Source organism: Marinobacter sp. (genome assembly GCF_034669625.1).
Lineage (GTDB): Bacteria > Pseudomonadota > Gammaproteobacteria > Pseudomonadales > Oleiphilaceae > Marinobacter.
Genome location: NZ_JAXMOY010000006.1, coordinates 81,184 through 106,177 on the forward strand (window position 1 = coordinate 81,184; position 24,994 = coordinate 106,177).

The 24,994-nt window shown below is 56.2% G+C and carries 23 protein-coding genes; 14 read left to right on the forward strand and 9 right to left on the reverse strand.

Translation table 11 applies throughout. From position 1 onward, the window contains the following. Positions 1–132 precede the first annotated feature (132 nt). A complete protein-coding gene (locus VOI14_RS07200) occupies positions 133–1,125 on the forward strand; it encodes a GlxA family transcriptional regulator (RefSeq protein ID WP_323751355.1) in 993 nt (330 codons plus the stop codon). Positions 1,126–1,463: 338 nt separating this feature from the next. Here VOI14_RS07200 and VOI14_RS07205 read toward each other — a convergent pair whose 3' ends face one another. Beyond that, the gene (locus tag VOI14_RS07205; RefSeq protein ID WP_323751356.1) at positions 1,464–3,518 is read right to left on the reverse strand and encodes an NADPH-dependent 2,4-dienoyl-CoA reductase; all 2,055 of its coding nucleotides are present in this window, start codon (positions 3,516–3,518) and stop codon (positions 1,464–1,466) included. Positions 3,519–3,864: 346 nt separating this feature from the next. Here VOI14_RS07205 and VOI14_RS07210 point away from each other — a divergent pair, with 346 nt between their 5' ends. From VOI14_RS07210 to VOI14_RS07240, 7 genes are read left to right on the forward strand one after another with little or no spacing between them, the layout of a single operon-like run. Beyond that, positions 3,865–6,666, forward strand: coding sequence for a monovalent cation/H+ antiporter subunit A (locus tag VOI14_RS07210; RefSeq protein ID WP_323751357.1), 2,802 nt, complete (start codon positions 3,865–3,867; stop codon positions 6,664–6,666). Further along, positions 6,666–7,034: a Na+/H+ antiporter subunit C gene (locus VOI14_RS07215; protein WP_323751358.1), complete on the forward strand. Its 369-nt coding sequence runs from the start codon at positions 6,666–6,668 to the stop codon at positions 7,032–7,034. Before VOI14_RS07210 ends, VOI14_RS07215 begins: the two co-directional genes overlap by 1 nt. Continuing rightward, positions 7,031–8,548, forward strand: coding sequence for a monovalent cation/H+ antiporter subunit D (locus VOI14_RS07220; RefSeq protein WP_323751359.1), 1,518 nt, complete (start codon positions 7,031–7,033; stop codon positions 8,546–8,548). The genes VOI14_RS07215 and VOI14_RS07220 overlap by 4 nt, the downstream gene beginning before the upstream one ends. Beyond that, positions 8,548–9,036, forward strand: coding sequence for a Na+/H+ antiporter subunit E (locus VOI14_RS07225; protein WP_323751360.1), 489 nt, complete (start codon positions 8,548–8,550; stop codon positions 9,034–9,036). The genes VOI14_RS07220 and VOI14_RS07225 overlap by 1 nt, the downstream gene beginning before the upstream one ends. Further along, the gene (locus VOI14_RS07230; RefSeq protein WP_323751361.1) at positions 9,033–9,302 is read left to right on the forward strand and encodes a K+/H+ antiporter subunit F; all 270 of its coding nucleotides are present in this window, start codon (positions 9,033–9,035) and stop codon (positions 9,300–9,302) included. The genes VOI14_RS07225 and VOI14_RS07230 overlap by 4 nt, the downstream gene beginning before the upstream one ends. Positions 9,303–9,323: 21 nt before the next feature. Beyond that, complete coding sequence (locus tag VOI14_RS07235) at positions 9,324–9,650, forward strand: Na+/H+ antiporter subunit G (protein WP_323751362.1); 327 nt, start codon at positions 9,324–9,326, stop codon at positions 9,648–9,650. A gap of 30 nt (positions 9,651–9,680) precedes the next feature. Continuing rightward, a complete protein-coding gene (locus tag VOI14_RS07240; RefSeq protein WP_323751363.1) occupies positions 9,681–11,327 on the forward strand; it encodes a fatty acid--CoA ligase in 1,647 nt (548 codons plus the stop codon). Positions 11,328–11,385: 58 nt separating this feature from the next. Here the strand turns inward: VOI14_RS07240 and VOI14_RS07245 are convergent, their stop codons facing one another. From VOI14_RS07245 to VOI14_RS07260, 4 genes are all read right to left on the reverse strand, one after another. Next, on the reverse strand, positions 11,386–12,639 hold the full coding sequence (locus tag VOI14_RS07245; RefSeq protein WP_323751364.1) for a D-amino acid dehydrogenase: 1,254 nt from the start codon (positions 12,637–12,639) through the stop codon (positions 11,386–11,388). Positions 12,640–12,674: 35 nt separating this feature from the next. Continuing rightward, a complete protein-coding gene (locus VOI14_RS07250) occupies positions 12,675–13,034 on the reverse strand; it encodes a translation initiation factor Sui1 (RefSeq protein ID WP_323751365.1) in 360 nt (119 codons plus the stop codon). A 21-nt stretch (positions 13,035–13,055) separates the two neighbouring features. Continuing rightward, the gene (locus VOI14_RS07255; RefSeq protein WP_323751366.1) at positions 13,056–13,583 is read right to left on the reverse strand and encodes a DUF4136 domain-containing protein; all 528 of its coding nucleotides are present in this window, start codon (positions 13,581–13,583) and stop codon (positions 13,056–13,058) included. Between the two features lie 73 nt (positions 13,584–13,656). Then, positions 13,657–14,262 (reverse strand): YigZ family protein, encoded by a 606-nt coding sequence (locus VOI14_RS07260; protein WP_323751367.1) that lies wholly within the window; start codon positions 14,260–14,262, stop codon positions 13,657–13,659. A 10-nt stretch (positions 14,263–14,272) separates the two neighbouring features. Here VOI14_RS07260 and VOI14_RS07265 point away from each other — a divergent pair, with 10 nt between their 5' ends. Next, the gene (locus tag VOI14_RS07265) at positions 14,273–14,488 is read left to right on the forward strand and encodes a hypothetical protein (RefSeq protein ID WP_323751368.1); all 216 of its coding nucleotides are present in this window, start codon (positions 14,273–14,275) and stop codon (positions 14,486–14,488) included. On the opposite strand, the gene VOI14_RS07270 is transcribed toward VOI14_RS07265, so the two are convergent. Together VOI14_RS07270 and VOI14_RS07275 are read right to left on the reverse strand one after the other, a co-directional pair. Beyond that, positions 14,465–15,781: a HAMP domain-containing sensor histidine kinase gene (locus tag VOI14_RS07270; protein ID WP_323751369.1), complete on the reverse strand. Its 1,317-nt coding sequence runs from the start codon at positions 15,779–15,781 to the stop codon at positions 14,465–14,467. The two genes, VOI14_RS07265 and VOI14_RS07270, sit on opposite strands and share 24 nt — an antisense overlap. Continuing rightward, positions 15,778–16,467, reverse strand: a complete 690-nt coding sequence (locus VOI14_RS07275; RefSeq protein WP_323751370.1) for a response regulator transcription factor — start codon at positions 16,465–16,467, stop codon at positions 15,778–15,780. The genes VOI14_RS07270 and VOI14_RS07275 overlap by 4 nt, the downstream gene beginning before the upstream one ends. Before the next feature lie 166 nt (positions 16,468–16,633). On the opposite strand from VOI14_RS07275, the gene VOI14_RS07280 reads away from it, so the two are divergent. The 3 genes from VOI14_RS07280 (at position 16,634) to VOI14_RS07290 (ending at position 18,923) form a co-directional block, all read left to right on the forward strand. Further along, a complete protein-coding gene (locus VOI14_RS07280) occupies positions 16,634–16,990 on the forward strand; it encodes a hypothetical protein (protein ID WP_323751371.1) in 357 nt (118 codons plus the stop codon). A gap of 61 nt (positions 16,991–17,051) precedes the next feature. Beyond that, entirely contained in the window at positions 17,052–18,209 is a 1,158-nt protein-coding gene (locus VOI14_RS07285; protein WP_323751372.1) for a GNAT family N-acetyltransferase, read from the forward strand. A 48-nt stretch (positions 18,210–18,257) separates the two neighbouring features. After that, positions 18,258–18,923 carry a hypothetical protein gene (locus tag VOI14_RS07290; protein ID WP_323751373.1) on the forward strand — a complete coding sequence of 222 codons (666 nt, stop codon included), beginning with the start codon at positions 18,258–18,260 and terminating at the stop codon, positions 18,921–18,923. 30 nt (positions 18,924–18,953) lie between these two features. Here VOI14_RS07290 and VOI14_RS07295 read toward each other — a convergent pair whose 3' ends face one another. Both VOI14_RS07295 and VOI14_RS07300 read right to left on the reverse strand, forming a co-directional pair. Beyond that, positions 18,954–19,265 (reverse strand): AzlD family protein, encoded by a 312-nt coding sequence (locus tag VOI14_RS07295; RefSeq protein ID WP_323751374.1) that lies wholly within the window; start codon positions 19,263–19,265, stop codon positions 18,954–18,956. After that, the gene (locus tag VOI14_RS07300; RefSeq protein ID WP_323751375.1) at positions 19,255–20,001 is read right to left on the reverse strand and encodes an AzlC family ABC transporter permease; all 747 of its coding nucleotides are present in this window, start codon (positions 19,999–20,001) and stop codon (positions 19,255–19,257) included. Before VOI14_RS07300 ends, VOI14_RS07295 begins: the two co-directional genes overlap by 11 nt. Before the next feature lie 328 nt (positions 20,002–20,329). On the opposite strand from VOI14_RS07300, the gene VOI14_RS07305 reads away from it, so the two are divergent. Further along, entirely contained in the window at positions 20,330–23,809 is a 3,480-nt protein-coding gene (locus VOI14_RS07305; RefSeq protein WP_416361396.1) for an indolepyruvate ferredoxin oxidoreductase family protein, read from the forward strand. Between the two features lie 65 nt (positions 23,810–23,874). After that, positions 23,875–24,975 (forward strand): Glu/Leu/Phe/Val family dehydrogenase, encoded by a 1,101-nt coding sequence (locus tag VOI14_RS07310; protein ID WP_323751377.1) that lies wholly within the window; start codon positions 23,875–23,877, stop codon positions 24,973–24,975. Positions 24,976–24,994: the final 19 nt, after the last annotated feature.

Genomic DNA, 24,994 nt, shown 5'->3' on the forward strand with positions numbered 1-24,994 from the left:
TGAAATTGGCCAAACCGCAGGAGTTAGCCGCCCGAGGGGTGATATGGGGACGCTTCTCCGAGAGAAGCATCCCCATATCACCCCTACTATTTGGATAGCGGATCTAATTTTCTTTATTTGAGAGTCATCTTAGTGAAAACCGTCACCATCATCGGCTTTAACGGCGCCCTTGCCAGCGCCATTACCGGCGTTATTGATTTGTTTCGAATGGCCGGAGTTACCTGGGCGCGGGTTCATGGTGAATCGCCGCAGTCGTATTTTCGGACACGCTTGTTGACGCAAACCGGCGATGCTTGCAGGTGCATCAACGGGCTAACCATCGGTGCCGATGGCTCGTGGCAGGATGTGGCCCCGCTTGGTGAACACGACCTGGTGATCATTCCCACCATTGGCGCACCGATTGATCAGGTGTTGGCCGATAACCCGGGTTTGGTGAGTTGGCTTTCGCAATTCCGGTCTGCAGGCGGGGATCAGGTGCGGGTCGCCAGTAATTGCACCGGAGCTTTCCTGCTCGCTGAAGCCGGGATACTGGACGGCAGGCAAGCGACCACTCATTGGGGATTCAGCAATCAATTCCGGCAGCGGTTTCCAGAGGTGGATTTGCAACCGGACCGGCTAGTGACGGTGGACGGTCACGTTGCGTGCGCCGGTGGCGGGATGGCCTGGTGGGATCTTGGAATCTATCTCGTGGAGCGGCATGCCGGGGCGCAAGTCGCCCGGGAGTTGGCGAAGGCGTTTGTGATTGACGCCGGGCGGTCGAGTCAAGCGCCTTACAGTGCGCTGCAGGCTCGCCGTTATCATTCTGATACCGCTATTCTCAAACTTCAGGAGTGGTTGGACTCTCATTACAGCCAGTCGGTCACGCTGGAGTCTTTGGCATCGTTGAGCGGTTTAACGGAGCGTTCGTTAATTCGCCGGTTCAAAGCGGCAACAGGTGACACCCCGACCGGCTATTTACAGGTTCTACGAATCGAGTCGGCACGACAGCACCTGGAAAACTCGCGGTTCACGATTGAAGAAGTGACCCGTTTGGTGGGCTACGAAGATGTGAGTTCTTTCAGTCGTTTATTCAGGAAACACACGGGATTGGCACCCGGCGTGTACCGCTCACGGTTTGGCCGTTAATGATTTCCCGCTGCTATTGTGGCGCGCGTTATGCAGCGAATTTACCTGAAGGTTCGTTTTAGGCCGTTAGTGTAAGGAATCCCGACAGATGTACAAAGGGGAAGACGCCGTGAACACATTATTGAGGCAAAGCCAGTCCGAGGTTCTAAGCCGGCTCTATGAGATGAAATGCAAGCAAATCAAGCATGCTCGCGAGAAGGGACAAAGCCTCCACAGTCAGGTACTAGAAGCCGAGGCCGAGGCTATTTCGAACGCTTTGAAAGCTGTTCGGTAACGCCCCACCCCCGCAGCGCCACTAAGTGACCTTGGCGGTCACTTAGTGGATCGACATAATCGCATCAGAGAGCTGCAGCCACTTCCGTGCCTTGTCGAATCGCTCGTTTTGCATCCAGTTCTTCAGCTAAATCAGCACCACCGATCAAGTGCGCTTTCACGCCCGCACCCTCAAGCTGGTCGTAAAGTTCACGGAACGACTCCTGGCCGGCACACAGGATCACGTTATCAACCGGCAGTACTTTCTTCTCGATTTCTTTGCCGTCTTTATCTGACAAGGTGATGTGCAAGCCTTCATCATCGATGCGGTCGTAGCTGCAGCCTTTCAGCATTTCTACGTCGCGATGATTCAAGCTGCTGCGATGAACCCAGCCTGAGGTTTTACCCAAACCGCCACCCACTTTGCTGGTTTTCCGCTGCATCAGGTAGATTTTGCGCGGTGTCGCCGTTGCTTCGCGCTCCGCCAGCCCTCCCGGGCCTTCAAACTCCGGATGCACTCCCCACTCGGCCTGCCAGTCGCTGACTTTGGCTTGTTCACCTTCGGGCTGGCGCTCGAAGTCGTGGGTCAGGAATTCGCTGACGTCAAAACCAATGCCACCCGCGCCGATGACCGCCACCGTATTACCAACGGGCTTGTTGTGACGGAGTACATCGAGGTATCCGAGCACTTTGGGGTGATCCACCCCTTCGATTTTGGGCGTTCTCGGTTTTACGCCCGTGGCGATAATCACATCGTCAAAACCCTGCTCTTTCAGCGATTCGGCATCCACTCGCGTATTAAGCTGCAAATCAATTTCCAACAACTCGATCTGGCGCTGGAAGTAACGGAGGGTTTCGTAAAATTCTTCCTTGCCGGGAATGCGCTTGGCGTAATTGAACTGGCCACCAATTTTGTCGTCAGCCTCGAACAGCGTGACTTTGTGGCCGCGCTTGGCCGCGGTTGTGGCTGCCGCCAAGCCCGCCGGACCTGCGCCTACGACGGCAACACTGCGAACTACCGGCGCAACGGTCAGCACCAATTCCGTCTCAAAACACGCGCGCGGGTTCACCAGACAAGACGCCCGTTTGGCTTTGAACACATGGTCCAGACACGCTTGGTTACAGGCGATGCAGGTGTTGATCTCGTCGCTGCGATTCTGTTCAGCCTTGCGCACAAATTCACTGTCTGCCAGTAAAGGCCGCGCCATGGACACCATGTCAGCCTTACCATCCGCAATAATTTCTTCGCCTTTCTCCGGCGTATTGATGCGATTGGTGGTACACACCGGAATATCGACTTCGCCGTAGAATTTCGACGTTACGTCGGCAAAACCACCCCGAGGCACAGACGTCACAATGGTAGGTACTCGCGCTTCGTGCCAGCCGATACCGGTATTAATAATGGTCGCGCCAGCCTTCTCGATGGCTTTGCCCAAAGTCACGATCTGGTCCCAAGTCTGGCCACCTTCCACCAGATCCAGCATGGACAAGCGATAAATAATAATGAACTCAGGGCCGACCGCTTCACGCATGCAGCGAACGATCTCAACCGGCAAACGCATGCGGTTTTCGTAGGAGCCGCCCCATTTGTCTGTACGTTTGTTGGTTCGTTCGCACAAAAACTGGTTGATGAAATAGCCTTCGGAACCCATGACTTCGACACCGTCGTAACCGGCGAACTTCGCCAGTTTGGCGGCGCTAACGAAATCGTTGATGTGGCGATCAACGCCTTTGGTGGACAGTGCACGGGCTTTGAACGGGCTGATCGGGGACTTGGTGGCCGAGGCTGAGACGATCAGTGGCTGGTAGCCATAACGACCAGCGTGCAGCAGCTGCAGGCAGATTTTTCCGCCCGCTTCATGAACCGCCCCGGTGACATGACGATGCAACATTGCGGTAGCACGGTTATTCATGGTCGATGCCAGCGGCGATAACTGACCGGCCAGGTTGGGAGAGAAGCCCCCCGTCACCATCAGGCCCACACCGCCTTCCGCACGCTCGGCAAAATATCGGGCAAGCTTGTGGATATTCCAGAACCGGTCTTCCAGGCCCGTATGCATAGAGCCCATCAATACGCGGTTCTTCAGCTCAGTAAAACCAAGATCCAGAGGTTTCAGTAGGTTAGGATACGGTGTGCTCATGGTTCTCTCTCAAAATTATTTTTACGAAGTATACACTCAATCAGTATCAACTTGACTTGACCTCCCTGACTGGCCACGTATCATCAGCTGTCAAGTTTCATTGACGGAGCAAACATGACCGGAAGGTCCACCGGCCGCACAGTTTCGCCAGAATCACTTCAGCCCGCTGATATCGTTTTGCAGCGCGGGCGTCTCCCCTATTTCCCGGATCCGCCAAATCTAGGCTAACTCCTGTATAAACCGGAGCTTACCCGGTTTTGTTGTGCAGTGAGGCGGACCGCCCGCTACACTCTGAAGGGCTTTTTGCCCTACATTCACGCCTGAAAACACCAAAAACGAGGTTGCGATGTCGCTACCGCTGGTTGTCTTACTGCCCTTTTTAGGCGCGATTGCTGCCCCCCTGTTTGCTCAGGGAGGGCGTACAGCGATTGCTATTGCTTCTTCTGTGCCCGCGCTGATTGCGCTGGCAGCCCTGTTTCCACACTGGGCCACACTGGCTGATGGCGGCGTGGTGCTGCATAGCTTCGAATGGCTGCCAGCGATAGGGATTTCCTTCTCCTTCCGCCTCGACGGGCTGGCGCTGATGTTTGCGCTGCTGATCCTGATCATCGGATTGCTGATCATTATCTATGCCCATTACTACTTGAAGGCCAGCGAGAACGTCGGAAAATTCTACTCGCTCCTGCTTTGCTTTAAGGGCTCCATGCTGGGCATTGTGTTGTCTGGCAATCTATTGCTCATGCTTATTTTCTGGGAGCTGACCAGCCTTACCTCGTTCCTTTTGATCAGTTTCTGGACCCACAAACAGGACGCTCGCCGAGGCGCACGAATGGCGCTCGCCGTGACCGGCGGTGGTGGACTGGCGTTGCTCGCGGGCATCCTGATCATCGGAAACATCGTCGGCAGTTTCGAGCTGGATGATGTGTTGGCCGCAGGCGAGCTGATTAAAGCCCACGCCATGTATCCGGTCGCACTGACCCTGGTGCTACTGGGCGCATTCACCAAATCGGCTCAGTTCCCGTTCCATTTCTGGCTCCCTCACGCGATGCAAGCGCCCACGCCGGTGTCTGCTTACCTGCACTCGGCCACCATGGTAAAAGCCGGCATCTTCTTGATGGCACGTCTCTACCCGGCTCTTGCCGGCACCGAGCTCTGGTTCTATCTGGTCAGTTTCACGGGCATGGCGACTCTGCTGATCGGCGCCTACACCGCGATGTTCAAGCACGATTTGAAAGGCCTGCTGGCGCACTCTACGGTCAGCCACCTTGGTTTGATCACACTGCTATTCGGCATGGGCACCAAATTAGCGGCCGTTGCTGCGCTTTTTCACGTCATCAACCACGCCACCTTTAAAGCATCTCTGTTTATGGCGGCCGGGATTATCGACCACGAAACCGGCACCCGTGACATGCGAAGAATCAACGGTCTGTGGCGCTACATGCCCCACACTGCCACCCTCGCCATGGTCGCTGCTTCGTCCATGGCCGGTGTTCCGTTGTTGAACGGGTTCCTGAGTAAAGAGATGTTCTTTGCTGAATCTCTGGAGCTGAACCTGCCCGGATTCTGGGCCTGGATTCCTCCAATCGTCGCAACCTTGGCGGGCATTTTCGCCGTGGCCTATTCCGCCCGTTTTATTCACGACGTGTTCTTCAACGGCAAGCCAGTTAACCTGCCGATCTACCCGCCCCATGAGCCGCCGCGCTACATGAAGTTCCCGGTAGAAATTCTGGTCTTTGCCTGCGTAATGGTGGGTATGTTCCCAGCCATTTCTGTTGGTCCGCTGCTATTTTCAGCGGCCCAGGCCACGCTTGGCGGCGCGGTTCCTGATTATCAGCTGGCGGTGATGCACGGCATCAACTTGCCCTTGATGATGAGCCTCGCGGCCTTTGCGGGTGGTTTGTTTATGTACAGCCAGCGCCAACGCTTCTTCGACTTCCACGAACGCTTCAAGGAAATTGACGAGAAAGCCGTCTTTGAAGCCGTGGTGATGCGTATCGAGGGCTTTACCCACCGCCTCACTGCTCGCATCGAGAACGGCTCGTTGCAACGCTACGCCATGTTGGTGGTGGTTAGTGTCATCGCGGTTGCAATCGTCCCGATCATGGATTTGGGGATCTTTGTTGGCAGTAATGGACTGACGCCCATCGACTGGCCCACAGCCATCGGCGCAGGGTTCCTGATTGTGGCAGCGCTGGCCACCGCGTTCATTCACCGTGAACGCTTCACCGCTCTGGTGCTGCTCAGCATGGTCGGTCTGATGGTTGCTCTGGCTTTCGCGCGCTTCTCGGCACCCGATCTCGCCATGACGCAACTGTCGGTAGAAGTGGTCACCATGGTGTTGTTGATGCTGGCGCTGTACTACATGCCATCATGGACACCGCTTGAAACATCGAAAGGTCGCCGGACACGAGACATCGCTCTGGCCTTGGTGGCTGGCATCGGTATGACGTTGATCACTCTGGCCATGCTGACACAGCCATTCACCTCCATCTCGGAGTTCTTCCTCGAGAACAGCAAGCCCGGCGGCGGTGGCACCAACGTAGTGAACGTCATTCTGGTCGACTTCCGGGGCTTTGATACCTTGGGCGAAATCAGCGTGCTAGCGATTGCGGCCATGGGCATTTACGCCATGCTCAAGAATACCGCGCTGACACCGCCCCCCGGCGATGGTCAGGGCCACACCTGGACCCGTGACGCTTATCCCCTGATGTTAAAGCAAGTGGCACGCCCGATGTTGCCGCTGGCGCTCATGGTCTCGGCTTACATCTTCCTGCGGGGGCACAACCTGCCGGGCGGTGGTTTCATTGCCGGCCTGATTACCTCGGTAGCCCTGGTCCTCCAGTACGTTGCCAACGGGATGATCTGGACTCAGGATCGGGTTGGCATCAAATACCACAACGTCATCGGCCTTGGATTGCTGTTCGCCATCATTGCCGGTGCAGGCAGCCTGGCCTTTAGCTATCCGTTCCTGACGTCCACGTTCGGATACATTACCTGGCCCGTGGTCGGCAAGTTTGAAGTGGCCTCGGCACTGATCTTCGATCTCGGCGTCTATCTCACGGTCATTGGCGCCACCATGCTGATTCTGGTCAGTATTGGCCGGCTTTCACCGCACTCAGCCATCAAGAGCCCGCGGAGGAATTCGTAATGGAAGTTTTGTTTGCCCTGGTCATTGGTACGCTAACTGCCTCGGGTGTATATCTGCTATTGCGGGCCCGAACCTTCCCGGTTGTTATGGGGCTTACGTTGCTGTCTTACGGGGTCAACCTGTTCCTGTTTGCATCCGGCCGCCTGAGTACCGCGCAACAGGCGATTCTCGGCACCGCGGACAACTACTCAGACCCGCTGCCCCAGGCTCTGGTGTTAACGGCTATTGTTATCGGCTTCGCCATGACCGCGTTTGTGGTGGTGTTGTCACTGCGTAATTTGGCCGACAACGATGACGATCATGTAGACGGCTGCCCGCCGGTAAAGCCTGCTAACCGCACGCAGGAACAGGAGGAAACCGGCAAATGAATCACTGGCTCATTGCTCCCATCGTACTTCCGCTAGTTGGCGGGATATTGCAAACGTTTATGGGTTACGCGCCCATCGGCTTGCGGCGAACTCTAGCCATTGCCACCAGCGTATTGGTTTTGGCCGCCTCTGTGGTTCTGTTGAGTCTGGCCAATGATGGCAGCTACCGGGTGTATGCATTCGGTAACTGGCAACCGCCATTCGGCATCGTCCTGGTGCTCGACCGCCTCGCTGCGCTGATGTTGGTGGTGACTTCGGTGTTAGCCGTGCTTGCCCACATCTTCTCAATCGGTGGAGCTGACGAAGGGAATCGACAATTCCACACTTTGTTTCTGTTCCAGATCATGGGGCTGAACGTCGCCTTTCTTACCGGCGACCTCTTCAACCTGTTCGTGGCGTTTGAAATTCTATTGATTGCTTCGTACGGACTTCTAATGCACGGCGGAGGCACCAGTCGAACGGTACCGGGCCTGCATTACGCCGCCTTGAACATCGTCGGTTCTGCCATCTTCCTGATCGCTCTGGGCATGATCTACAGCGTGACAGGCACTCTGAACATGGCGGATCTGGCAATTAAGATCCCGCAGGTGACCGGTGAAAACCTGTCGCTGATCAAGGCCGGTGCCATGATGCTGCTGGTGGTGTTTGGACTGAAGGCTGCCATCTTGCCTCTGTGCTTCTGGCTGCCGAAGGCCTACGCCAAAGCCACGGCGCCCGTGGCTGCCTTATTCGCCATCATGACCAAGGTCGGCGTTTACGCAATCATTCGGGTTTATGTGCTGATGTTCGGCGAAAACGCCGGAGAACTGGCCTTTCTCGGCATGGACTGGCTGTTTCCTCTGGCTCTGATCACCCTGTCCATGGGTGTCATTGGCGCGCTGGGTGCTGACAACCTGAAAACGCTTATTGCCTGGCAGGTCATCATCTCGGTTGGCACCTTGCTAGCACCGATTGCTCTGGGTTCCGAAGCGGGCCTCTCGGCCGCCCTGTTCTACCTGCTCAGTACCACCTGGACTGTTGCGGGCCTGTTTCTGGTCGCGGAAATGGTGGCCATTCAAAGGGGCAGTGCTGGAGACCGTATTGTCACCGCCCCAAAAATGCCGCACCGAACACTACTGAGTGTGTTGTTCATGGTTGGTGCGGTAGCCGCTGCTGGCTTGCCACCGCTGAGCGGCTTCTTCGGCAAGGTGTTGATTCTTAAATCAGTAGAGGCCGGCCCTCAAATGGCCTGGCTCTGGTCTGTGCTGTTGGTAGGCAGTTTCCTCACCCTTATCGCATACAGCCGCGCGGGCAGTATCCTGTTCTGGCGCACGATCGATGGCCACATCAAACCACCCGAACCGATGAAAGGTGTCGTGTCGGTTTCTACCGGAGCGCTGATCGGGCTAACGGTTGTGGTCGTGGCCTTTGCCGGCCCCATTAACGAATATACAGAGGCCACAGCCGCCCAACTGTTCGATACCTCGGCCTATACCCAGATTCTCACAACACCGGTGTTCGGGGGGAATAACTGATGCTGGACCGTTTGAACTTCCCGCAACCGTGGTTAAGTCTGGTGCTCTTCAGCACCTGGCAATTCCTGAGCGACGGTATTTCCGGAGCCAGCGTGGTGATGGGTTTGTTGTTGGCCTGGATTATTCCGCAAATCACCCACGGTTTCTGGCCTGAAAGACCTGTGTTCGTGAAAGTTTGGCGCATGCCAATCTTTGTACTTGTTGTGCTCTGGGATATTCTGATTGCCAGTTTTGAGGTGGCGATACTGATTCTAAAACCCAGACAACCCAAACCAATGTTCGTAAACTACCCGCTGCAGCTGGATCATCCTCTGGCCATATCGTTGCTGGCGAGCACCATTTCATTGACGCCGGGGACCGTAAGTGCGGATGTCAGCGATGACAACAAGGTGCTTCTGATCCATGCTCTGGATGCTGCCAGCGAGCAAGAGGTGATCGATGCCATCCACAAGCGATACGAGAAGCCGTTGATGGAGATGTTTCGATGATGATGACAGCTCTCTACATAACCATCGCGATGGTCATGCTTGCTGCGTTGCTTAACGTGTATCGTCTGATCAAAGGACCGGACGCACCCGACCGGGTACTAGCGTTGGACACCCTGTATATCAACGCCATCGCCATGATCATTCTACTCGGCATCACCTTCAATTCGCGCATGTACCTCGAGTCCGGGCTGCTGATCGCCGTCATGGGCTTCGTCAGTACCGTCGCCATGGCTAAATACCTGAAACGCGGCAGCGTCATCGAATAATCGGGCCGAAGGAGGCTTTCCATGAGTCCACTTGCTGAATACATTGTTTCTGCCCTGTTGATTCTCGGCGGCGCATTCACCCTGGTCGGTGCCATCGGTTTGGCCCGACTGCCCGATTTCTTCACCCGCTTGCATGGTCCGACGAAAGCGACCACAGTGGGTGTCGGCGCGATTATGCTCAGTTCCGTGATCTACTTCAGTAGCCAAGGCTTTGGCATTTCAGAAATACTCATCACGGTATTCCTATTCATGACAGCACCGGTGAGCGCCAACATGCTGGCAAAAGCCGCGATGCACATCGGCGTCAAATCCATGAAAGACACCCAAGGCAATCCCTGGGAGCAATAACAACCAACAACAGACATAAGGTGTTTCAATATGGCAAAAACAAAAATCCTTCAGCCAGCAGACAGTGCCTATCAATACCCACTTCTGATTAAACGACTCCTGATGTCCGGGCCTCGATACAACCCGGACCAGGAAATCGTCTACGCCAATCGCAGCAAATACACCTACGCCGACCTGAGCGATCGCGTCAACCGATTGGCGAACGCACTGACCGATGCCGGCGTAAAAGCTGGCGATACCGTTGCGGTAATGGACTGGGATACGCCTCGCTATCTGGAGTGCTTCTTTGCCATCCCCATGATTGGCGCCATCCTACACACCGTGAACGTGCGACTGTCACCGGATCAAATCGTCTATACCATGAACCACGCTGAAGACGACGTAGTCCTGGTACACGATGACTTCATGCCCATTATTGAAGGCGTTAAAGACGACATCAAAACCGTTAAAACCTGGGTTCAGCTCACCGACAACGATTCAGCGGTGGACACCTCCATAGCGACCCTGGGTGAGTATGAAACCCTACTAAGCAAGGCCGACAACCAGTTCGACTTCCCGGATTTCGACGAGAACAGTGTTGCCACCACCTTTTACACCACTGGCACAACGGGCAATCCCAAAGGTGTCTATTTCAGTCACCGCCAGCTGGTTCTGCACACTCTCGCCATGACCGGCACCCTGTCGGCCTACGATGAAATGCCGTTCCTGCGTTCTTCTTCCGTTTACATGCCGGTAACCCCCATGTTCCACGTCCATGCGTGGGGCGTACCCTATGCTGCAACGTTACTGGGCATCAAACAGGTGTATCCGGGACGCTACGAGCCAGAGTTGCTGGTCGATCTTATCAAAACTCACAAGGTCACCACGTCGCATTGCGTGCCCACTGTCATGCAAATGATGATGGCCACCGAATCAATCAAAACCGCAGATTTGAGCAACTGGCATGTGCTGATTGGCGGAAGCGCCCTGACCAAGGGCTTATGCGATGCCGCAGCCAAACTCGGCATCCGGATGTACACAGGCTATGGCATGTCAGAAACCTGCCCGCTTTTGAGCGCCACCTATCTCAAGCCGGAAGATCTGGAACTGCCTCTGGAAGAGCAAACCCACATTCGCGTGAAAACGGGCATCGCCGTGCCCATGGTCGAGCTGGAAATTGTCGACCCGGATGGCCAACCAGTTGCCCATGACGGCGAAGCCAAAGGCGAAGTGGTGGCTCGCGCCCCTTGGTTGACCCAGAATTACTTCAAAGAGCCACAGAAAGGCGAAGATCTCTGGCAAGGCGGCTGGCTGCACACGGGTGATGTGGCTTCAATCGATCCGGATAATACGCTTACCATCAAAGACCGCATTAAAGATGTGATCAAGACCGGCGGCGAGTGGCTGTCGTCTCTCGATCTCGAAAACCTGATCAGTCAGCACCCGGCGGTTGCCGGCGCCGCCGTCGTAGGCGTGCCTGACGAAAAATGGGGCGAGCGGCCTTACGCCCTTGTGACTCTGAAGCCCTCAGAAGACGTGGGGCTGGAAGACATCCAACAGCATCTGCAGCAGTTTGTGGAGAGCGGCGAAATCAACAAGTGGGCCATTCCCGGCCAAATTGATTTTGTAGAAGATATACCGAAAACCAGCGTGGGCAAGATCAACAAGAAACTGATCCGGGATCAGCTAACCGAGTAATCCGCCACGCTAGTAAAGCCGGTGCCCGTTCTCGCGCACCGGCTTTTTTGTGAGCGATTTACAGCCCGGTGAAGGTGAAGTCTACGTCTGGCTTGCGCCCGTTCACAATGTCGGCCAAGGCTGCAGCGGAGCCACAAGAATGGGTCCAGCCCAGCGTGCCATGCCCGGTATTGAGGTACAGGTTAGTGAAAGGACTTTTGCCGATGTACGGTACATTGGAAGGCGTGGTTGGCCGCAGTCCGGTCCAAAACTCCGCTTGCTCCCAATGCGCTGCCTCCGGCATAAGTTCGGCAGCCCTGCGTACGATAGCCCGGCAACGGGTGCCATTCAGCGTCCGACTGTACCCCCCCAATTCTGCTGTACCGGCGACCCGAATACGGTCGCCCAGTCTGGAGTAAACCAGCTTGAACTCATCATCGGTCAGACTCACCTTAAAGGCGGCGTCTTCATTCTTGACCGGAACCGTAATGGAGTATCCCTTGGCAGGGTAGATGTTCAAAAACAGCCCTAACGATCGGGCGAGCACCGCACTGAAACTCCCCAAACTCAAGACATAATTCTCAGCCCGGAGCGTTTGGTGCTTGCCTTGGCTCAAGGCCTGTACCCCGAGAATCCGATCGCCTAGTTTCTCGAAACCCAGCACTTCGGTGTCATAGAGAAACTCGACACCCGCATCCTTACAGCGCTGGGCCAACGCCTGAGTGAACTTCCGGGCATCGCCACTTTCGTCTTCAGAGGTATAAGTCGCACCTGCAATCCGATGGCGAATAGGCGTCAGTGCTGGTTCCAGTTCTACCGCACGGTCAGCCTCAATCACCTGCCGGTCACAGCCCAACTCCCGCATAATCCGTGCGGGCTCCAGAGCAGCTTCAAATTCTTTGGGGCTGGTATAAAAATGGAGAATGCCTTGGTCGAGCTGATCGTATTCCAAGCCAATATTTTTGCGCAAGGACTGAAGCTGGCCCCGACTGTAGCTGCCCAGATTCACCATCTCGCGAATATTATGAGCGGCTTTGGCCGAGGTACATTGACCGAGAAATGAAAGCGCCCAGCGCCATTGGTAAGGATCCAGCCCCGGCCGAAACAGCAGGGGCGCTTCAGGTTGGAACAGCCACTTCAGTATTTTCAGCGGCGCTGCCGGGCTGGCCCAAGGTTCAGCGTGGGAGACGGAGATCTGACCACCATTGGCATAACTGGTTTCCAGCCCGGATTGAGGTTGACGATCGACCACCGTAACCTGGTGCCCCTGCGCCTGAAGAAACCAGGCCGTTGTTACTCCCACGACCCCAGCGCCTAGTACCAGAAGGTGCATACCTCTTGTTCCTTAGTAATCGATTAAATAAAGCCTCAGCCGCCGGACCGTTTTACCGTCCATCCTTTTTGCTGGAGCAAGGGCACCAGAAGATCCCGTTGATCGCCCTGAATCTCCACCACGCCGTCCTTTACTGTACCACCTGTGCCGCATTTTGCTTTTAGCACTTTGGCGTAGTCTTTCAGGGCTTTGCTATCCAAGGGAATGCCGGTAATCAAGGTCACGCCTTTACCCTTACGACCTTTGGTTTCCCGACTGACACGCACAACGCCATCACCTTCAGGCTGTGCTGGCTCACCGCAAGAACACTCGGAGACCGGGTTTCTGCAGCCCGGACACATGCGCCCCTGCTCCGTGGAAAATACCAGGCCACCTTCCCGCTTTTTCATACCCATCAACCAAATCCTGTCTGTTAATCAGTTCAAGCCGGGAGGGTATTTCGAAAACATTTCCGCGACAACCTCATCAATCAGTTTACGCCGGGATTCAGGAGACTGGTTTTCGTTCAGGTAACGACGACTGGCCGCGCGCCAAACCACTTCCGCACTGTCTTGATCAACCAGCTCCAGCACCAGTTTTCCTTCGGTCACTTCGCGAACCGGTGCGGGCGCTGACAAGCCCCAACCAAAGTTTCCGCTACCAAAACCAAAGCCGAGCCCGACGCCGGTTTGCTCCAGACGCTCTTCCGACACAATCTGCCAGCTGACCAACAAGTCCGCGTCGGTCTTCGCCACTTTCTTCATAGCTTTGCGGTTAAGCTCTCGTTCAACCGCACTGCGCACCCGGGCATCATCAAGGGATGCAAAGCCGGAGCCTTGTTCCATCGGGGCATAGGCCCAACTGCTGTAATTCCCGAACACGGTCCCCGTGTTGTAATCGGTCACGACATTACTGGCACAACCGGCCAGGATCATTGTCATGGCTGCAATCATCAAAACGCGCATAGATGTTCTCCTGCATTGGAGTGTGTCTGTCACATTATACTCGCAGTCACTGAAGTGCCACCCGCCAGATTCTTCAGGTTTCAAAACGGTAATCCAGTTTCTGGGACTCGCAAAAGGCAGACAGTTCATCCTGCCGGACCTCAGGAACGGATACCAGTGCATGAACCCTGTTGCTGTAATCAATCGACTCAATGCTGCCTTCGTGTCCGTCACACCAATGTCTCAGCGGCTGTTCATCGGCGAAGTCCAGTTCGACATGAGCTTGCACCCTGACTTGCTGGACCACCCGGCCCACCTCCGACAACACACTTTCCGCTGCACCGGCGTAGGCACGCACCAACCCTCCAGCACCTAACTTGATTCCGCCGAAATAGCGCACCACGATCACCAACACATCGCCCATGTCTTTATGCTGAATCACGTTCAGAATCGGCTTACCCGCTGTGCCGGAAGGCTCGCCATCATCGTTCATCGCCGCCTCTACGGCCGAGCCGGGGCGGCCGATCTGATACCCCCAACACACATGGCGGGCATCCGGATATTCTCGATGCGCCTCGGCTACCCGTTCGCGCACGTCATCACGGCTACCGATCGGGTACACCCGAGCAATAAAACGGCTTTTCTTCACTTCCGTTTCTCGCTCAAGGTATCCTGACGGAACCGGGTAATCTTTACTCATGAGGCAACCTATGACATCCAACGACAGCGAAAATAAAACACCGGGCACCGCCAGCCCAGCAAAATTCCGGAAAGCCGGCTGCGGCATTCGGTTTGAAGAAGACGAATTACAGGAAGGCATTGATTTCTCTAATGCGTGCCACCTGAAACCCACTGACGACGAAGCCGAACAAACGCCAACAACACTGCCGGCCAAAGCCCCATCAGCTTCCGAAGAAAACCGGTAACTGAACAGTCACCTGAAGCCCTCCACGCGAACGGTTGCGAGCCGTAATGACGCCGTCATGGGCATGGATGATATCCCGAGCAATAGAAAGCCCCAAGCCCCAGCCTTTACCGCCACGAGATTCGTCGGCGCGAAAGAACGGTTCGAACAGCTGATTGAGCATCTCCTCTGGCGCACCCGGCCCTTCATCGGCAATTGAAAACTCCACCTGCCCATTCTTCGTTAAGAGTTCAACCGCAACCGATTGCCCCGGCGGCGTGTGATCCAATGCATTCTGAAGAACATTATCGAATGCTCTCTGCAACAGTCCGGGATCACCCAGAACTGAGACAGAAACAACGTCATCACTTGCCAACAATTTACAGTCTATGCCCTGCTGCTCAGCGTAATCACTCGCATCGCCCAATACCCGATTAATCAAAGACAAGGGTTTGACCGGCTGCTGCTCAATAGACGCTCCGTTTTCAGACACACGGTACAAGGTCAAAATCTGGCCGGTCATGGTTTCCAACCGCTCGTTCTGGCGCAGGATGCTCGCCATCAGCACGGGATCTGCGCCCTCGTCACTGGCCAGTTCAATCGCAACCCTTTGCCGAGCAAGGGGAGTTCTCAGATCGTGGGAAATATCTCTCAACAACCGATTGTGCCGATCCAGCAACTGACACAGGCGGTCGGTCATAGCATTAAACGCCAAGGCCAACTGCCCCACTTCGTCACGGCGGTGGGCAATGGTATCGGCCACCCGCAGATCGGTATTACCCTGGGCAATCGAGCGAGCAGTGCCTTCCATGTGTCTGAGCGGTCGAGAGACAAACCGCGCAACCCACCAACAGGCCAACGATATGATGAGAAAAGCCAGTACAAGCTCAATCATTCGGAAAAAGCCCGGGTGCATCCAGCCTTCGCTGCCCATTCGAGGCCAGGCAATCAACTGATAGCCTTCGTCCAGATCCAGCACTGCCGGCTTGCTTGGCAGCCAATCGGATTTAATGCGTTCGCGAACACTGCGCGGCAGTCGATGTTGGCCACGCTCCTTTTCAATCAGCATCAAGTGGAGCTGCAGCTGCTCACCTTCAACACGAAGGAATCGCAGTGCCTCGTTTTTGCCAAGCTGCTGCCTTAGATTCACCGCTTCATTGGCGATTTCATGCAGACCCACCTGGCGTTCGATAGCCTGGCGTTCGCTATCCAGCAGGAGGCGAGTGGCAAGCTGACTGGCTGCTACCGTCAACGCCATTGCCAACCAAATGGACAGAAAAATGCGCCAAAACAAGGGAAACTTAACACGCTTCATTCAGTTGGCACCCGATAGCTGTATCCAAGGCCCCGCACCGTTTCGATTCTGGTCGGGTCGTCATTTCCGAGCTTTTTACGTAAGTTACTCACGTGCATATCCAGCGTCCGGTCGTAGGCTTCGAGCCTTCGCCCCAAAGCCCACTGCATCAGATCAGTTTTACGCACAACACTGCCCGCATGGGCAAGCAATACTTGCAACACTTCGTATTCCGTCGCGGTCAATTCAAGGGGGGTGTCATTCTGATAGATCCGACGCTGGTCTGGCTCAACCCGAAGGTCTCCGTAGACCCGGCTGGCATCCACATCAGCCTGCTGATCCCATGCTACCCGCCGCAATATTGCTTGCAAGCGAGCAACCAGCTCACGAGGGTTACACGGCTTGGGAATGTAATCATCCGCGCCGACTTCCAGACCTACAATCCGGTCAGTTTCGTCCCCTCGGGCCGTCAGCAATATCACGGGCAGGTGGGTTTTACCTCTGAGCTCACGCAGAACATCCAGGCCGTTGATGTCCGGCAGCATGATATCTAACACCACAATATCGCAATCCTGCCCCAAGGCCAGCGACAAGCCATCACGACCATTGGCCGCTTCTCGCACACTGAAACCTTGTGTCGTCAAATAGCGCGCCAGCAATTGCCTCAGCTCTTCGTCGTCTTCGACCAGCAATACCCGATTCTGCATTTCCACCCCTCAAACTTTATCTGCAGCTAGTCTAGCACGGTGCCCCTACGCCTCTGGCGCGCCGACTTTTTCCTTTACCGAACCTTTACACAAGCCTGACGCTCGCTGACGTTTTAAGGGCGTAACATGGGTTCCGTAGACAGTCGAAACCAACGAGGAATACATTATGAAAGCACATACCTCCGTAATGACCGCCGGCGTATTGATGGCCGCTCTGTTCGCTTCCAGCCCCGCCGCATTTGCACATGACCACGAAGGGGAGGGTCACCACGAAGGCAAGCGCGACAAGAAAGAAATGTGTGAAGACTTCCGCGAAGGCAAGGGAAAATTCAGCAAAGAGCACCGAGAAGAACGCCAGGAAAAAATGCAGGAACACCGTGCAGAGATGGCTGACCGGCTGAAGCTCACCGGAGAGCAACGAGTGATCTGGAGCGACATTCACGACGAGCGCCAGAAAAAACACGAAAAGCGCATGAAGAAGTGGCAGGAGAAAATGGAAAAACGCTGCGACAACATGAAATAGTGATCAACCCTCGGGTTCTGTCGTATGGTAAGGGCCTAGTTTCACAGAGCTCATTATCACCATGGCAGCACCCGAGATCACGGTAACAACCTGCACCAGCATCGCTGACATTCCCAACACGGAGTGGCAGCGGCTGGCCGGTTGTGAAAACCCGTTTCTTCGCTACGAATTCTTTCAGGCGCTGGAGGCTTCCGGTTGCACACGCCCGGAAACCGGCTGGACACCCCATCATTTAATTTTCCGCCGGGACGGTCATATCTGTGGCGTGGCTCCGGCGTATCTGAAAAGCCATTCGATGGGCGAGTATGTGTTCGATTGGTCCTGGGCGGAAGCCTACCAACGCCACGGCCTGCCCTACTATCCCAAACTGCTGATCGCCATTCCCTTCACGCCCTCTCAAGGCCCCCGTTTACTGTTGGATGACGACGCGAGAGCCGAGTTAACGCCGGAAACACTGGATGATCTCTTGAGCAACCTCGCAGCCCAGCTTGGCGCGCATTCCTGGCACCTGTTATTCCCAAACGCAACAGATCAAGCCTTACTCAGCCACGACCAGGAACTTCACCGCATCGGTTGCCAGTTTCATTGGCACAACCGGAACTACCAGAATTTTGACGACTTCCTGGCCGAACTCACCTCGCGCAAACGCAAATCCATCCGAAAGGAACGGCGACAGGTGGCCGAGCAAGGCATCAGCTTCCGCCACCTTCATGGGCGAGATATCTCCGATCAGGTACTGTCAGCGTTTTACCTGTTCTATCAAGCGACTTACCTGAAACGAGGGCAACGGCCCTACCTCAACAAAGCCTTTTTTGAACAGTTACGGGAAAGCCTGCCCGAACATCTGCACGTGATCATGGCCATACGCGACGGCGAAATGATTGCTGGTGCGTTGTTTCTGGCGAGCGAATCAACGCTTTATGGCCGCTACTGGGGCTGTCTGGACGAATACAATCACTTGCACTTTGAAACCTGCTACTACCAAGGCATTGAACTTGCGCTGACCCTGAGCCTGCAGCATTTCGATGCCGGCGCCCAGGGCGAGCACAAGCTGGTGCGAGGTTTCGAGCCCATTATCACACACTCCTGGCACGGTATCCTTCACCCGGGGTTTCGGGACGCCATTGCCGATTTCACCCGCGAAGAAGCCGACCAAGTGACCGGCTACTATGACGATGCCCATTCGGTGCTGCCATTCAGAAAACAGACTCAGGAATAGGCTCTATACTGTAAGCCTAGAACAGGAATTCGACGGAGGTCGAACGCCATGGACACCGGTCAATTCTGGACCATGCTGCCGCCCCACAATCTGACGCTCCTGGTCGTCGCAGGGGCTTCGCTTCTGGCCTTGGTTGCCATCCTGCTGACGCAGGGCACCCGAAGGCGCATCCGGCAGCAAATTAGTTCTCTGCGGGAAAGAGTTGACGGCCTCTGGCGGGAAGTGGACGAGATGCGAGTGGCGGATTTCAACCAGCCTCTCGGGTCCAAAGCATCTGATCAAGGGTCACCGCTGGAACAAGAGCGCTACCGCACCGAAAAAGCCGCCTACGATGTCATCTGGCCCAACATTTGGCATCTCCACGATCGCTTGGGTATTTTTCTACGGGCGGTTGAAGCGGGGGAAGCCGCAAATGAGTTACGCCTGGAGGCACGCCAGGCCGCCATTGAAGCCCGAAGCTTGCTGAATCGAAGCCGCCCTTTCTGCAGCGAAGCGGTTGAAAGTCTGGGGTCTCGGCTGATCGACACCGAAATCAAGGCGCATCTGGCCGCCTGCCAGCATTTGGATCAGAAGAAAGAAGCCGCCACCGCCCCGTCCAACCACGACCTGCGCGTGCTTCAGGATAAATGCCACGCCCTGCACGATGGGGAGGCCAGAGAGCTGCTGGATCAGCTGGCATCAGCGATCCGCCACCGAACCCTACGCAATTCCTAGCGCCTGCCAGCAAGCATTGGGCAACGGAAACTAGCCGAAATAACGCACCAAAGCCGCCGCCAGCATCCCTACGGAGATAGCCGGCAATGGCTTGCGAATCGCCAGCATCGTCATCGCCGTCGCCACCAAAGCTGCCAGCGCACCGGCATCGCCGGACACCGCCATCGGCACGATAATCGCGATCAATACCGAGCTGGCCATGGCGTTGATGAAGCTTTCAACCCGCGGACTGATCTTCACAAACGACATTGCGAAAACGCCGCCCAAACGGGTCACCAACGTCACCAGCATTATGAGAACAATCAGAACCAGAGTGCCGATCGAGGTGGTTTCAATGGTCATACCCGGCTCCTTGTTGCTCTGCGTTTTCTAAAGGTCGATGCTCTAACCAGAACAGCCCTACGGCCCCGCCCGCCAATGCGCCGACAACGACGTGCATGTTGGCTGGCAGCCACTTCCAAGCCGCAAGAGAGGTCATACCGGCGACCAACCAGACCACCACAACCCGGGGCGTCGCCTTGCCGCCCAAAACCATCGATAGCAAGAAGCAGCCAAGCACCATATCCAGACCAAAGGCTTTCGGGTTCTGCAGCAAACCGCTGAAGTAAGCACCAAAAGCCGTACCCAGAACCCACGCCAGCCACAACACAACGCCACCGCCCAGAATCACTTCCAGATTGCGCCGGCCGTTCTGGTAATCCTGCGCCGAGATCGCCCAATTGGCGTCCGTCAGGAACAGCAACAAACCATATCGCCGCGCCGGCGACACGTCTTTTAGCATCGGGTATAGGGAAGCCCCCATCAGCAGGTGGCGGGCGTTGATTGCAAACACCACCACGAGCATGGGGATCACCGACACTTCCGTGCCCCACAAATCCAACGCCCCGAACTGTGACGCTCCGGCAAACACCGTCACGCTCATCAGAATGGACTGAAACGGCGAAAGACCGGTCTGAGTCGCCGCCAATCCAAACGCCGCGCCAAAGGCGACAACGAACAGGGATATCGGCAGTAACCGGAAGAACTCAGCACGCACCTTGTGCGGTTGAAATTGGTAACTATAAGAATGAGCAGACATCGAAAGAAGCTAAGCCGAAACCAACAAAACACGAATAGGTAAAAACCACTAGCTAACAATTATTTTTTTCCGCAGCCTCAGATAGTTATATGCACAAGTCATGCTTTTGTGAACTCGAGCGTCTCGCGCCTGTTGACGTGCACGTAAACTTAATCTAGTTTATTTTTCGTCCAGTCCCAAAAGGACAACCCGGTCAATCCACCGGGTAGGACCGATGAAATCTAACATCCGGCCAAAAGCCGGGATTACAAAAACAAGACATAACCTACCGCCGCGATCCGGCCGGGTAGTAGAGGATTTCAACATGTCAGATCTTTCACGCTCCCCTATGGGGCTGCGTCCCGTCAGCCTTGACGATGTCTGGAAAAAAGATGCCGGCTCTGTCTACATGAACGGCAGCCAGGCCCTGGCGAGACTCCCCCTGCTCCAAGCCCAACTCGACCGCAACAACGACCTGAACACCGCCGGCTTTATCTCCGGTTATCGCGGATCGCCCCTTGGCGGTTTCGACAAGGTTCTGTGGAAAGCCCGGGATCACCTCAAAGAAAGGAACATCCACTTCTTGCCCGGTGTGAACGAAGACCTGGGGGCCACCGCCGTCTGGGGCAGCCAGCAAGTTAACATTTTCGAAGGCGCACGTTACGACGGCGTGTTTGCACTCTGGTATGGCAAAGGCCCGGGCGTAGATCGCACCGGGGACGTATTCAAGCACGCCAACGCGGCAGGCACCTCCCGGTTTGGCGGCGTACTGGCAGTAGCTGGCGACGACCACGCCTGCAAATCCTCCACCCTGCCCCACCAAAGTGATTACGCGTTTCTGGATGCTGGCATGCCGGTTCTGAACCCCGCCGGCATTCAGGACATTCTCGATCTGGGCCTCTACGGCTGGGCCATGTCACGCTTCAGTGGCTGCTGGATTGGCTTCAAAGCCCTGGCGGAGAATATGGATTCATCCATTTCCGCCAACTTGGATCTCAGTCGGATCAAAATCCGCATTCCCACACAATTTCCAATGCCGGAAGGCGGCCTGAACTCCCGCTGGCCAGACAAACCCATGGAGCAGGAAGAGCGCCTGCACCGGCACAAGTTAGAAGCCGCCAAACTCTTTTGCCGGGCGAATCGCCTGGACCGCACCGTGTTTGAGGTCGAGCAGCCCCGTCTGGGCATCGTCACCACGGGCAAAGCCTACCTGGATGTTATTCAGGCGCTGGCTGATCTTGGCTTGGGCGATGAAGAACGTGAAGCCATCGGGCTGGCCGTTTACAAAGTCGCCATGCCATGGCCTCTGGAACCCGAGGGCATCTATGAATTCGCCTCGGGGCTGGAAGAAATTCTGGTGGTTGAGGAAAAACGGGGCTTAATTGAAGAACAGATCAAAACCCAGCTTTACACCTGGCAGGACGGCCAGCGCCCCAACGTGATAGGCAAAAAAGACAATCACGGCAACGACCTGCTACCGACCATCGCCGAACTGACCCCGGCCATGGTGGCACGGGCCATCGCCTCTCGCCTGGATGGCCGCTATTGCAATGACAAACTGCAACAGCGCCTCGGCTTTCTAACCGAAAAAGAGAACAGCCTGGCACAACCCAGAGAGCGACTGGAGCGGACGCCTCACTTCTGCTCCGGCTGCCCGCACAATACCTCAACTCAGGTACCCGAAGGCAGCCGCGCCCTCGGTGGCATTGGCTGTCACTACATGGCTACATGGATGGAACGGGGCACCGACACCTTCACTCAGATGGGTGGTGAGGGCGTCACTTGGCTTGGCCAAGCACCGTTTACCAGCCAGAAACACGTCTTTCAGAATCTGGGGGATGGCACCTACTTTCATTCCGGCGTTTTGGCCATTCGTGCCGCGATCGCCTCCGGTGCCAACATCACCTACAAGATTCTTTACAACGACGCCGTCGCCATGACCGGTGGTCAGCCGGTGGACGGTACCCTGACCGTTCAGCAGATCAGCCACCAGCTCTACGGCGAAGGTGTGCGACGCATTGCCGTGGTCAGCGACGATATCGATAAATATCCGTCCCGGGCCGACTTTGCAGACCGCACCACCTTCCATCACCGGGATGATCTGGATGCTCTGCAACGGGAAATGCGGGAGATTGAGGGCTGTTCAGTCATCATCTACGACCAAACCTGTGCCGCCGAAAAGCGCCGGCGCCGCAAGCGTGGCACCATGGAAGATCCGGACCAGCGTGTGATGATTCACTCGGATGTCTGCGAAGGCTGCGGCGACTGCGGCATTCAGTCCAACTGCTTATCGATTCTGCCCAAAGACACCGATGCCGGGCGCAAACGCACCATAGACCAGTCGTCCTGCAATAAGGACTTTTCCTGTGTGCGTGGTTTCTGCCCCAGCTTTGTCACGGTCAAAGGCGGCAAACTGAAAAAGCCGGCGGGGGTCAGCGCAGAGGTGGACTTCCCCGAACTTCCAGAACCCACCCCTGTATCAGGCAGCAACCCCTACGGCATTCTGCTGACCGGCGTCGGTGGTACCGGCGTGGTGACCGTCAGTGCCCTGCTCGGCATGGCGGCTCATCTCGAGGGCAAAGGCGTCTCCGTGCTGGACCAAGCCGGTCTGGCGCAGAAGTTCGGCGCCGTGGTCAGCCACATCCGCATCAGTGATAAGCAAGACAACATCCACGCCGTGCGCATTCCTGCCGGCGAGGCCGACCTGATGATTGCCTTTGACCTGATGGTCTCCGCCACTGACGATGCCTTGGCCAAACTGGATAACCGTTTCTCACGGGCGGTGGTCAATACCGAGAAAGCCATGCCCGCGGCCTTTACCCGAGACCCGGACATCCAGTTCCCCGGCGAAGCCATGGAGCAGACCGTCAAGGAAGCCTGCCGTCCCGATGGCAGCTGGTTCCTCAATGCCGGCGACTTGGCCAAAGCCCTGATGGGCGATGGCATGGCTGTGAACCTGTTCACCGTTGGCTTCGCCTGGCAACAGGGGCTGTTGCCACTGAGCGCCGCAGCCATTGAGCGCGCCATTGAGCTCAACAATGTGGCCGTTGAGAAAAACAAACAGGCATTTCTATGGGGCCGCCGTGCCGCCCACGATCTGGACCGGGTAATGGCTCTGGCTTTCCCGAAACCCCAGGGAACGCCGGTGCAGGTTATGGAAACCACTGACCAGCTCATTCAACGCAATATGGCATACCTGAGCGACTACCAGAACACCTCTTTGGCCAAGCGATACGAAAAACTGGTGCGTCAGGCTGAACAGACCATCGCCCACAAACTGGGGCGGGACCCGCTGATGTTACGGGCCATCGCCGAGAACTACGCCAAGGTACTGGCCTACAAAGACGAGTATGAAGTGGCGCGACTGTTCAGCAACGGTAGCCTGCACAAACAATTGGAGGAGCAATTCGAGGGCGATATCGAGCTGGAATTCAATCTCGCTCCGCCTCTACTCAGCCGCGGCAAAAACGGCGAACGGCCGAGAAAACACACCTTCGGCCCCTGGATCGAAACCGTGTTCGCCTGGCTTGCAAAAGCTCGTGGCCTGCGCGGCACGCTTCTGGACCCATTCGGATACACCGCCGACCGACGCCTGGAACGTAAGATCATTCGGGAGTACGAGGCAGATGTGGCCTTCCTGCTCAAACACCTGAGCAAAGACCACGCCGATGCGGCACGAAACCTGGCCAGCCTGCCCGCGAAGATCCGCGGTTACGGGCCGGTGAAAGAAGAGGCCTATCACGCGACCCGAAAAGAGCGGGCGCAGTACCGAGCCGAACTGAACCCCGGTGAACGGGCACATCAACAAATCGCCAACGCGGCGGTCTAAAACAAAAACGGCCACCGCAGGCCCCACAAGGGTAGCGGCCGGCCACCGAGAAGAGGTGAAGCGCCATGAACGTATTCAGCCATCCGGAGTTCGATCACCACGAACACCTGTCCTTCGTCTGCGATGCCGAAACCGGCCTGAAAGGCATCATTGCCATCCACAATACCTCACGAGGTGCAGCACTCGGCGGTTGCCGAATGTTCCCCTATGCCAGCGATGAAGAAGCCTTGAGGGATGTCCTGCGTCTGTCGAGGGGCATGACCTATAAATCCGCCCTGGCCAATCTGGATCTGGGCGGTGGCAAGTCGGTGATCATCGGCGACCCGCGAAAACACAAAACCGAAGCCTTGCTTGAGGCCATGGGCAGGCACCTGGAAAGCCTCGGCGGCCAGTATATTGCCGCTGAAGATTCCGGCACGAGCGTGCCCGACCTGAAAGTAATGGGCCGTCACACCCGGCATGTGGCCGGTGTCACGACCCGAACCGGGTTTGATGGCCAGCCTAGTACCGGCGATCCCTCACCCGTAACAGCATACGGCACGTTTATCGGCCTCAAAGCGGCGGTGAAACACAAGCTCGGGACTGACGACCTGACCGGCTTGAAAGTGGCCGTTCAGGGCATTGGCAATGTCGGCTTCCGCCTGGCCCGCTACCTGAAAGAGGCCGGTGCCGAGCTTTGGGTCACCGACATTCACACCGATAACCTCAAGCGAGCGGTGGACGAATTTGGGGCAACACCCGTTGCTTCCGGTGACATCCTGAACCTGCCGGTAGATGTTGTTGCCCCCTGCGCCATGGGTGCCGTGCTGAATGATCAGAGCATTCCAGCGATCCGGGCTGCCATCGTGGCCGGCGCCGCCAACAATCTCCTCGACCGTCCCGAGCACGACGCAGCTCTGAAACATCGAGGCATCCTCTACGCCCCGGACTTCGCCATCAACGCAGGCGGCATCATTGATGTGTTTTACGAGCGCACCCAAGGCTCTCCAGAGCAAATCCGCGCCCATGTGGACACCATTGGCGACACCTTGTCCGAGATATTCCAGCGCTCAGATCGCACCGGGCTTCCTACCGGTGCGATCGCCAATGAACTGGCCGAAGAGCGCTTCAGAAAGCACGCCCCGGGTGCCGGGCTCACGCCCAGGCGGCTGGTTTGCGCCGGGTAACCTGACACCGGCGTTTCCC

Coding starts and splice junctions, on each gene's coding strand:
- VOI14_RS07235 (WP_323751362.1), top strand. CDS start 9,324: ATGAGTCCACTTGCTGAATACATTGTTTCTGCCCTGTTGATTCTCGGC.
- VOI14_RS07210 (WP_323751357.1), top strand. CDS start 3,865: ATGTCGCTACCGCTGGTTGTCTTACTGCCCTTTTTAGGCGCGATTGCT.
- VOI14_RS07205 (WP_323751356.1), bottom strand. CDS start 3,518: ATGAGCACACCGTATCCTAACCTACTGAAACCTCTGGATCTTGGTTTT.
- VOI14_RS07245 (WP_323751364.1), bottom strand. CDS start 12,639: ATGCACCTTCTGGTACTAGGCGCTGGGGTCGTGGGAGTAACAACGGCC.
- VOI14_RS07305 (WP_416361396.1), top strand. CDS start 20,330: ATGGGGCTGCGTCCCGTCAGCCTTGACGATGTCTGGAAAAAAGATGCC.
- VOI14_RS07295 (WP_323751374.1), bottom strand. CDS start 19,265: ATGACCATTGAAACCACCTCGATCGGCACTCTGGTTCTGATTGTTCTC.
- VOI14_RS07310 (WP_323751377.1), top strand. CDS start 23,875: ATGAACGTATTCAGCCATCCGGAGTTCGATCACCACGAACACCTGTCC.
- VOI14_RS07255 (WP_323751366.1), bottom strand. CDS start 13,583: ATGCGCGTTTTGATGATTGCAGCCATGACAATGATCCTGGCCGGTTGT.
- VOI14_RS07270 (WP_323751369.1), bottom strand. CDS start 15,781: ATGAAGCGTGTTAAGTTTCCCTTGTTTTGGCGCATTTTTCTGTCCATT.
- VOI14_RS07265 (WP_323751368.1), top strand. CDS start 14,273: ATGACATCCAACGACAGCGAAAATAAAACACCGGGCACCGCCAGCCCA.
- VOI14_RS07240 (WP_323751363.1), top strand. CDS start 9,681: ATGGCAAAAACAAAAATCCTTCAGCCAGCAGACAGTGCCTATCAATAC.
- VOI14_RS07215 (WP_323751358.1), top strand. CDS start 6,666: ATGGAAGTTTTGTTTGCCCTGGTCATTGGTACGCTAACTGCCTCGGGT.
- VOI14_RS07275 (WP_323751370.1), bottom strand. CDS start 16,467: ATGCAGAATCGGGTATTGCTGGTCGAAGACGACGAAGAGCTGAGGCAA.
- VOI14_RS07220 (WP_323751359.1), top strand. CDS start 7,031: ATGAATCACTGGCTCATTGCTCCCATCGTACTTCCGCTAGTTGGCGGG.
- VOI14_RS07280 (WP_323751371.1), top strand. CDS start 16,634: ATGAAAGCACATACCTCCGTAATGACCGCCGGCGTATTGATGGCCGCT.
- VOI14_RS07230 (WP_323751361.1), top strand. CDS start 9,033: ATGATGATGACAGCTCTCTACATAACCATCGCGATGGTCATGCTTGCT.
- VOI14_RS07290 (WP_323751373.1), top strand. CDS start 18,258: ATGGACACCGGTCAATTCTGGACCATGCTGCCGCCCCACAATCTGACG.
- VOI14_RS07300 (WP_323751375.1), bottom strand. CDS start 20,001: ATGTCTGCTCATTCTTATAGTTACCAATTTCAACCGCACAAGGTGCGT.
- VOI14_RS07285 (WP_323751372.1), top strand. CDS start 17,052: ATGGCAGCACCCGAGATCACGGTAACAACCTGCACCAGCATCGCTGAC.
- VOI14_RS07260 (WP_323751367.1), bottom strand. CDS start 14,262: ATGAGTAAAGATTACCCGGTTCCGTCAGGATACCTTGAGCGAGAAACG.
- VOI14_RS07250 (WP_323751365.1), bottom strand. CDS start 13,034: ATGGGTATGAAAAAGCGGGAAGGTGGCCTGGTATTTTCCACGGAGCAG.
- VOI14_RS07225 (WP_323751360.1), top strand. CDS start 8,548: ATGCTGGACCGTTTGAACTTCCCGCAACCGTGGTTAAGTCTGGTGCTC.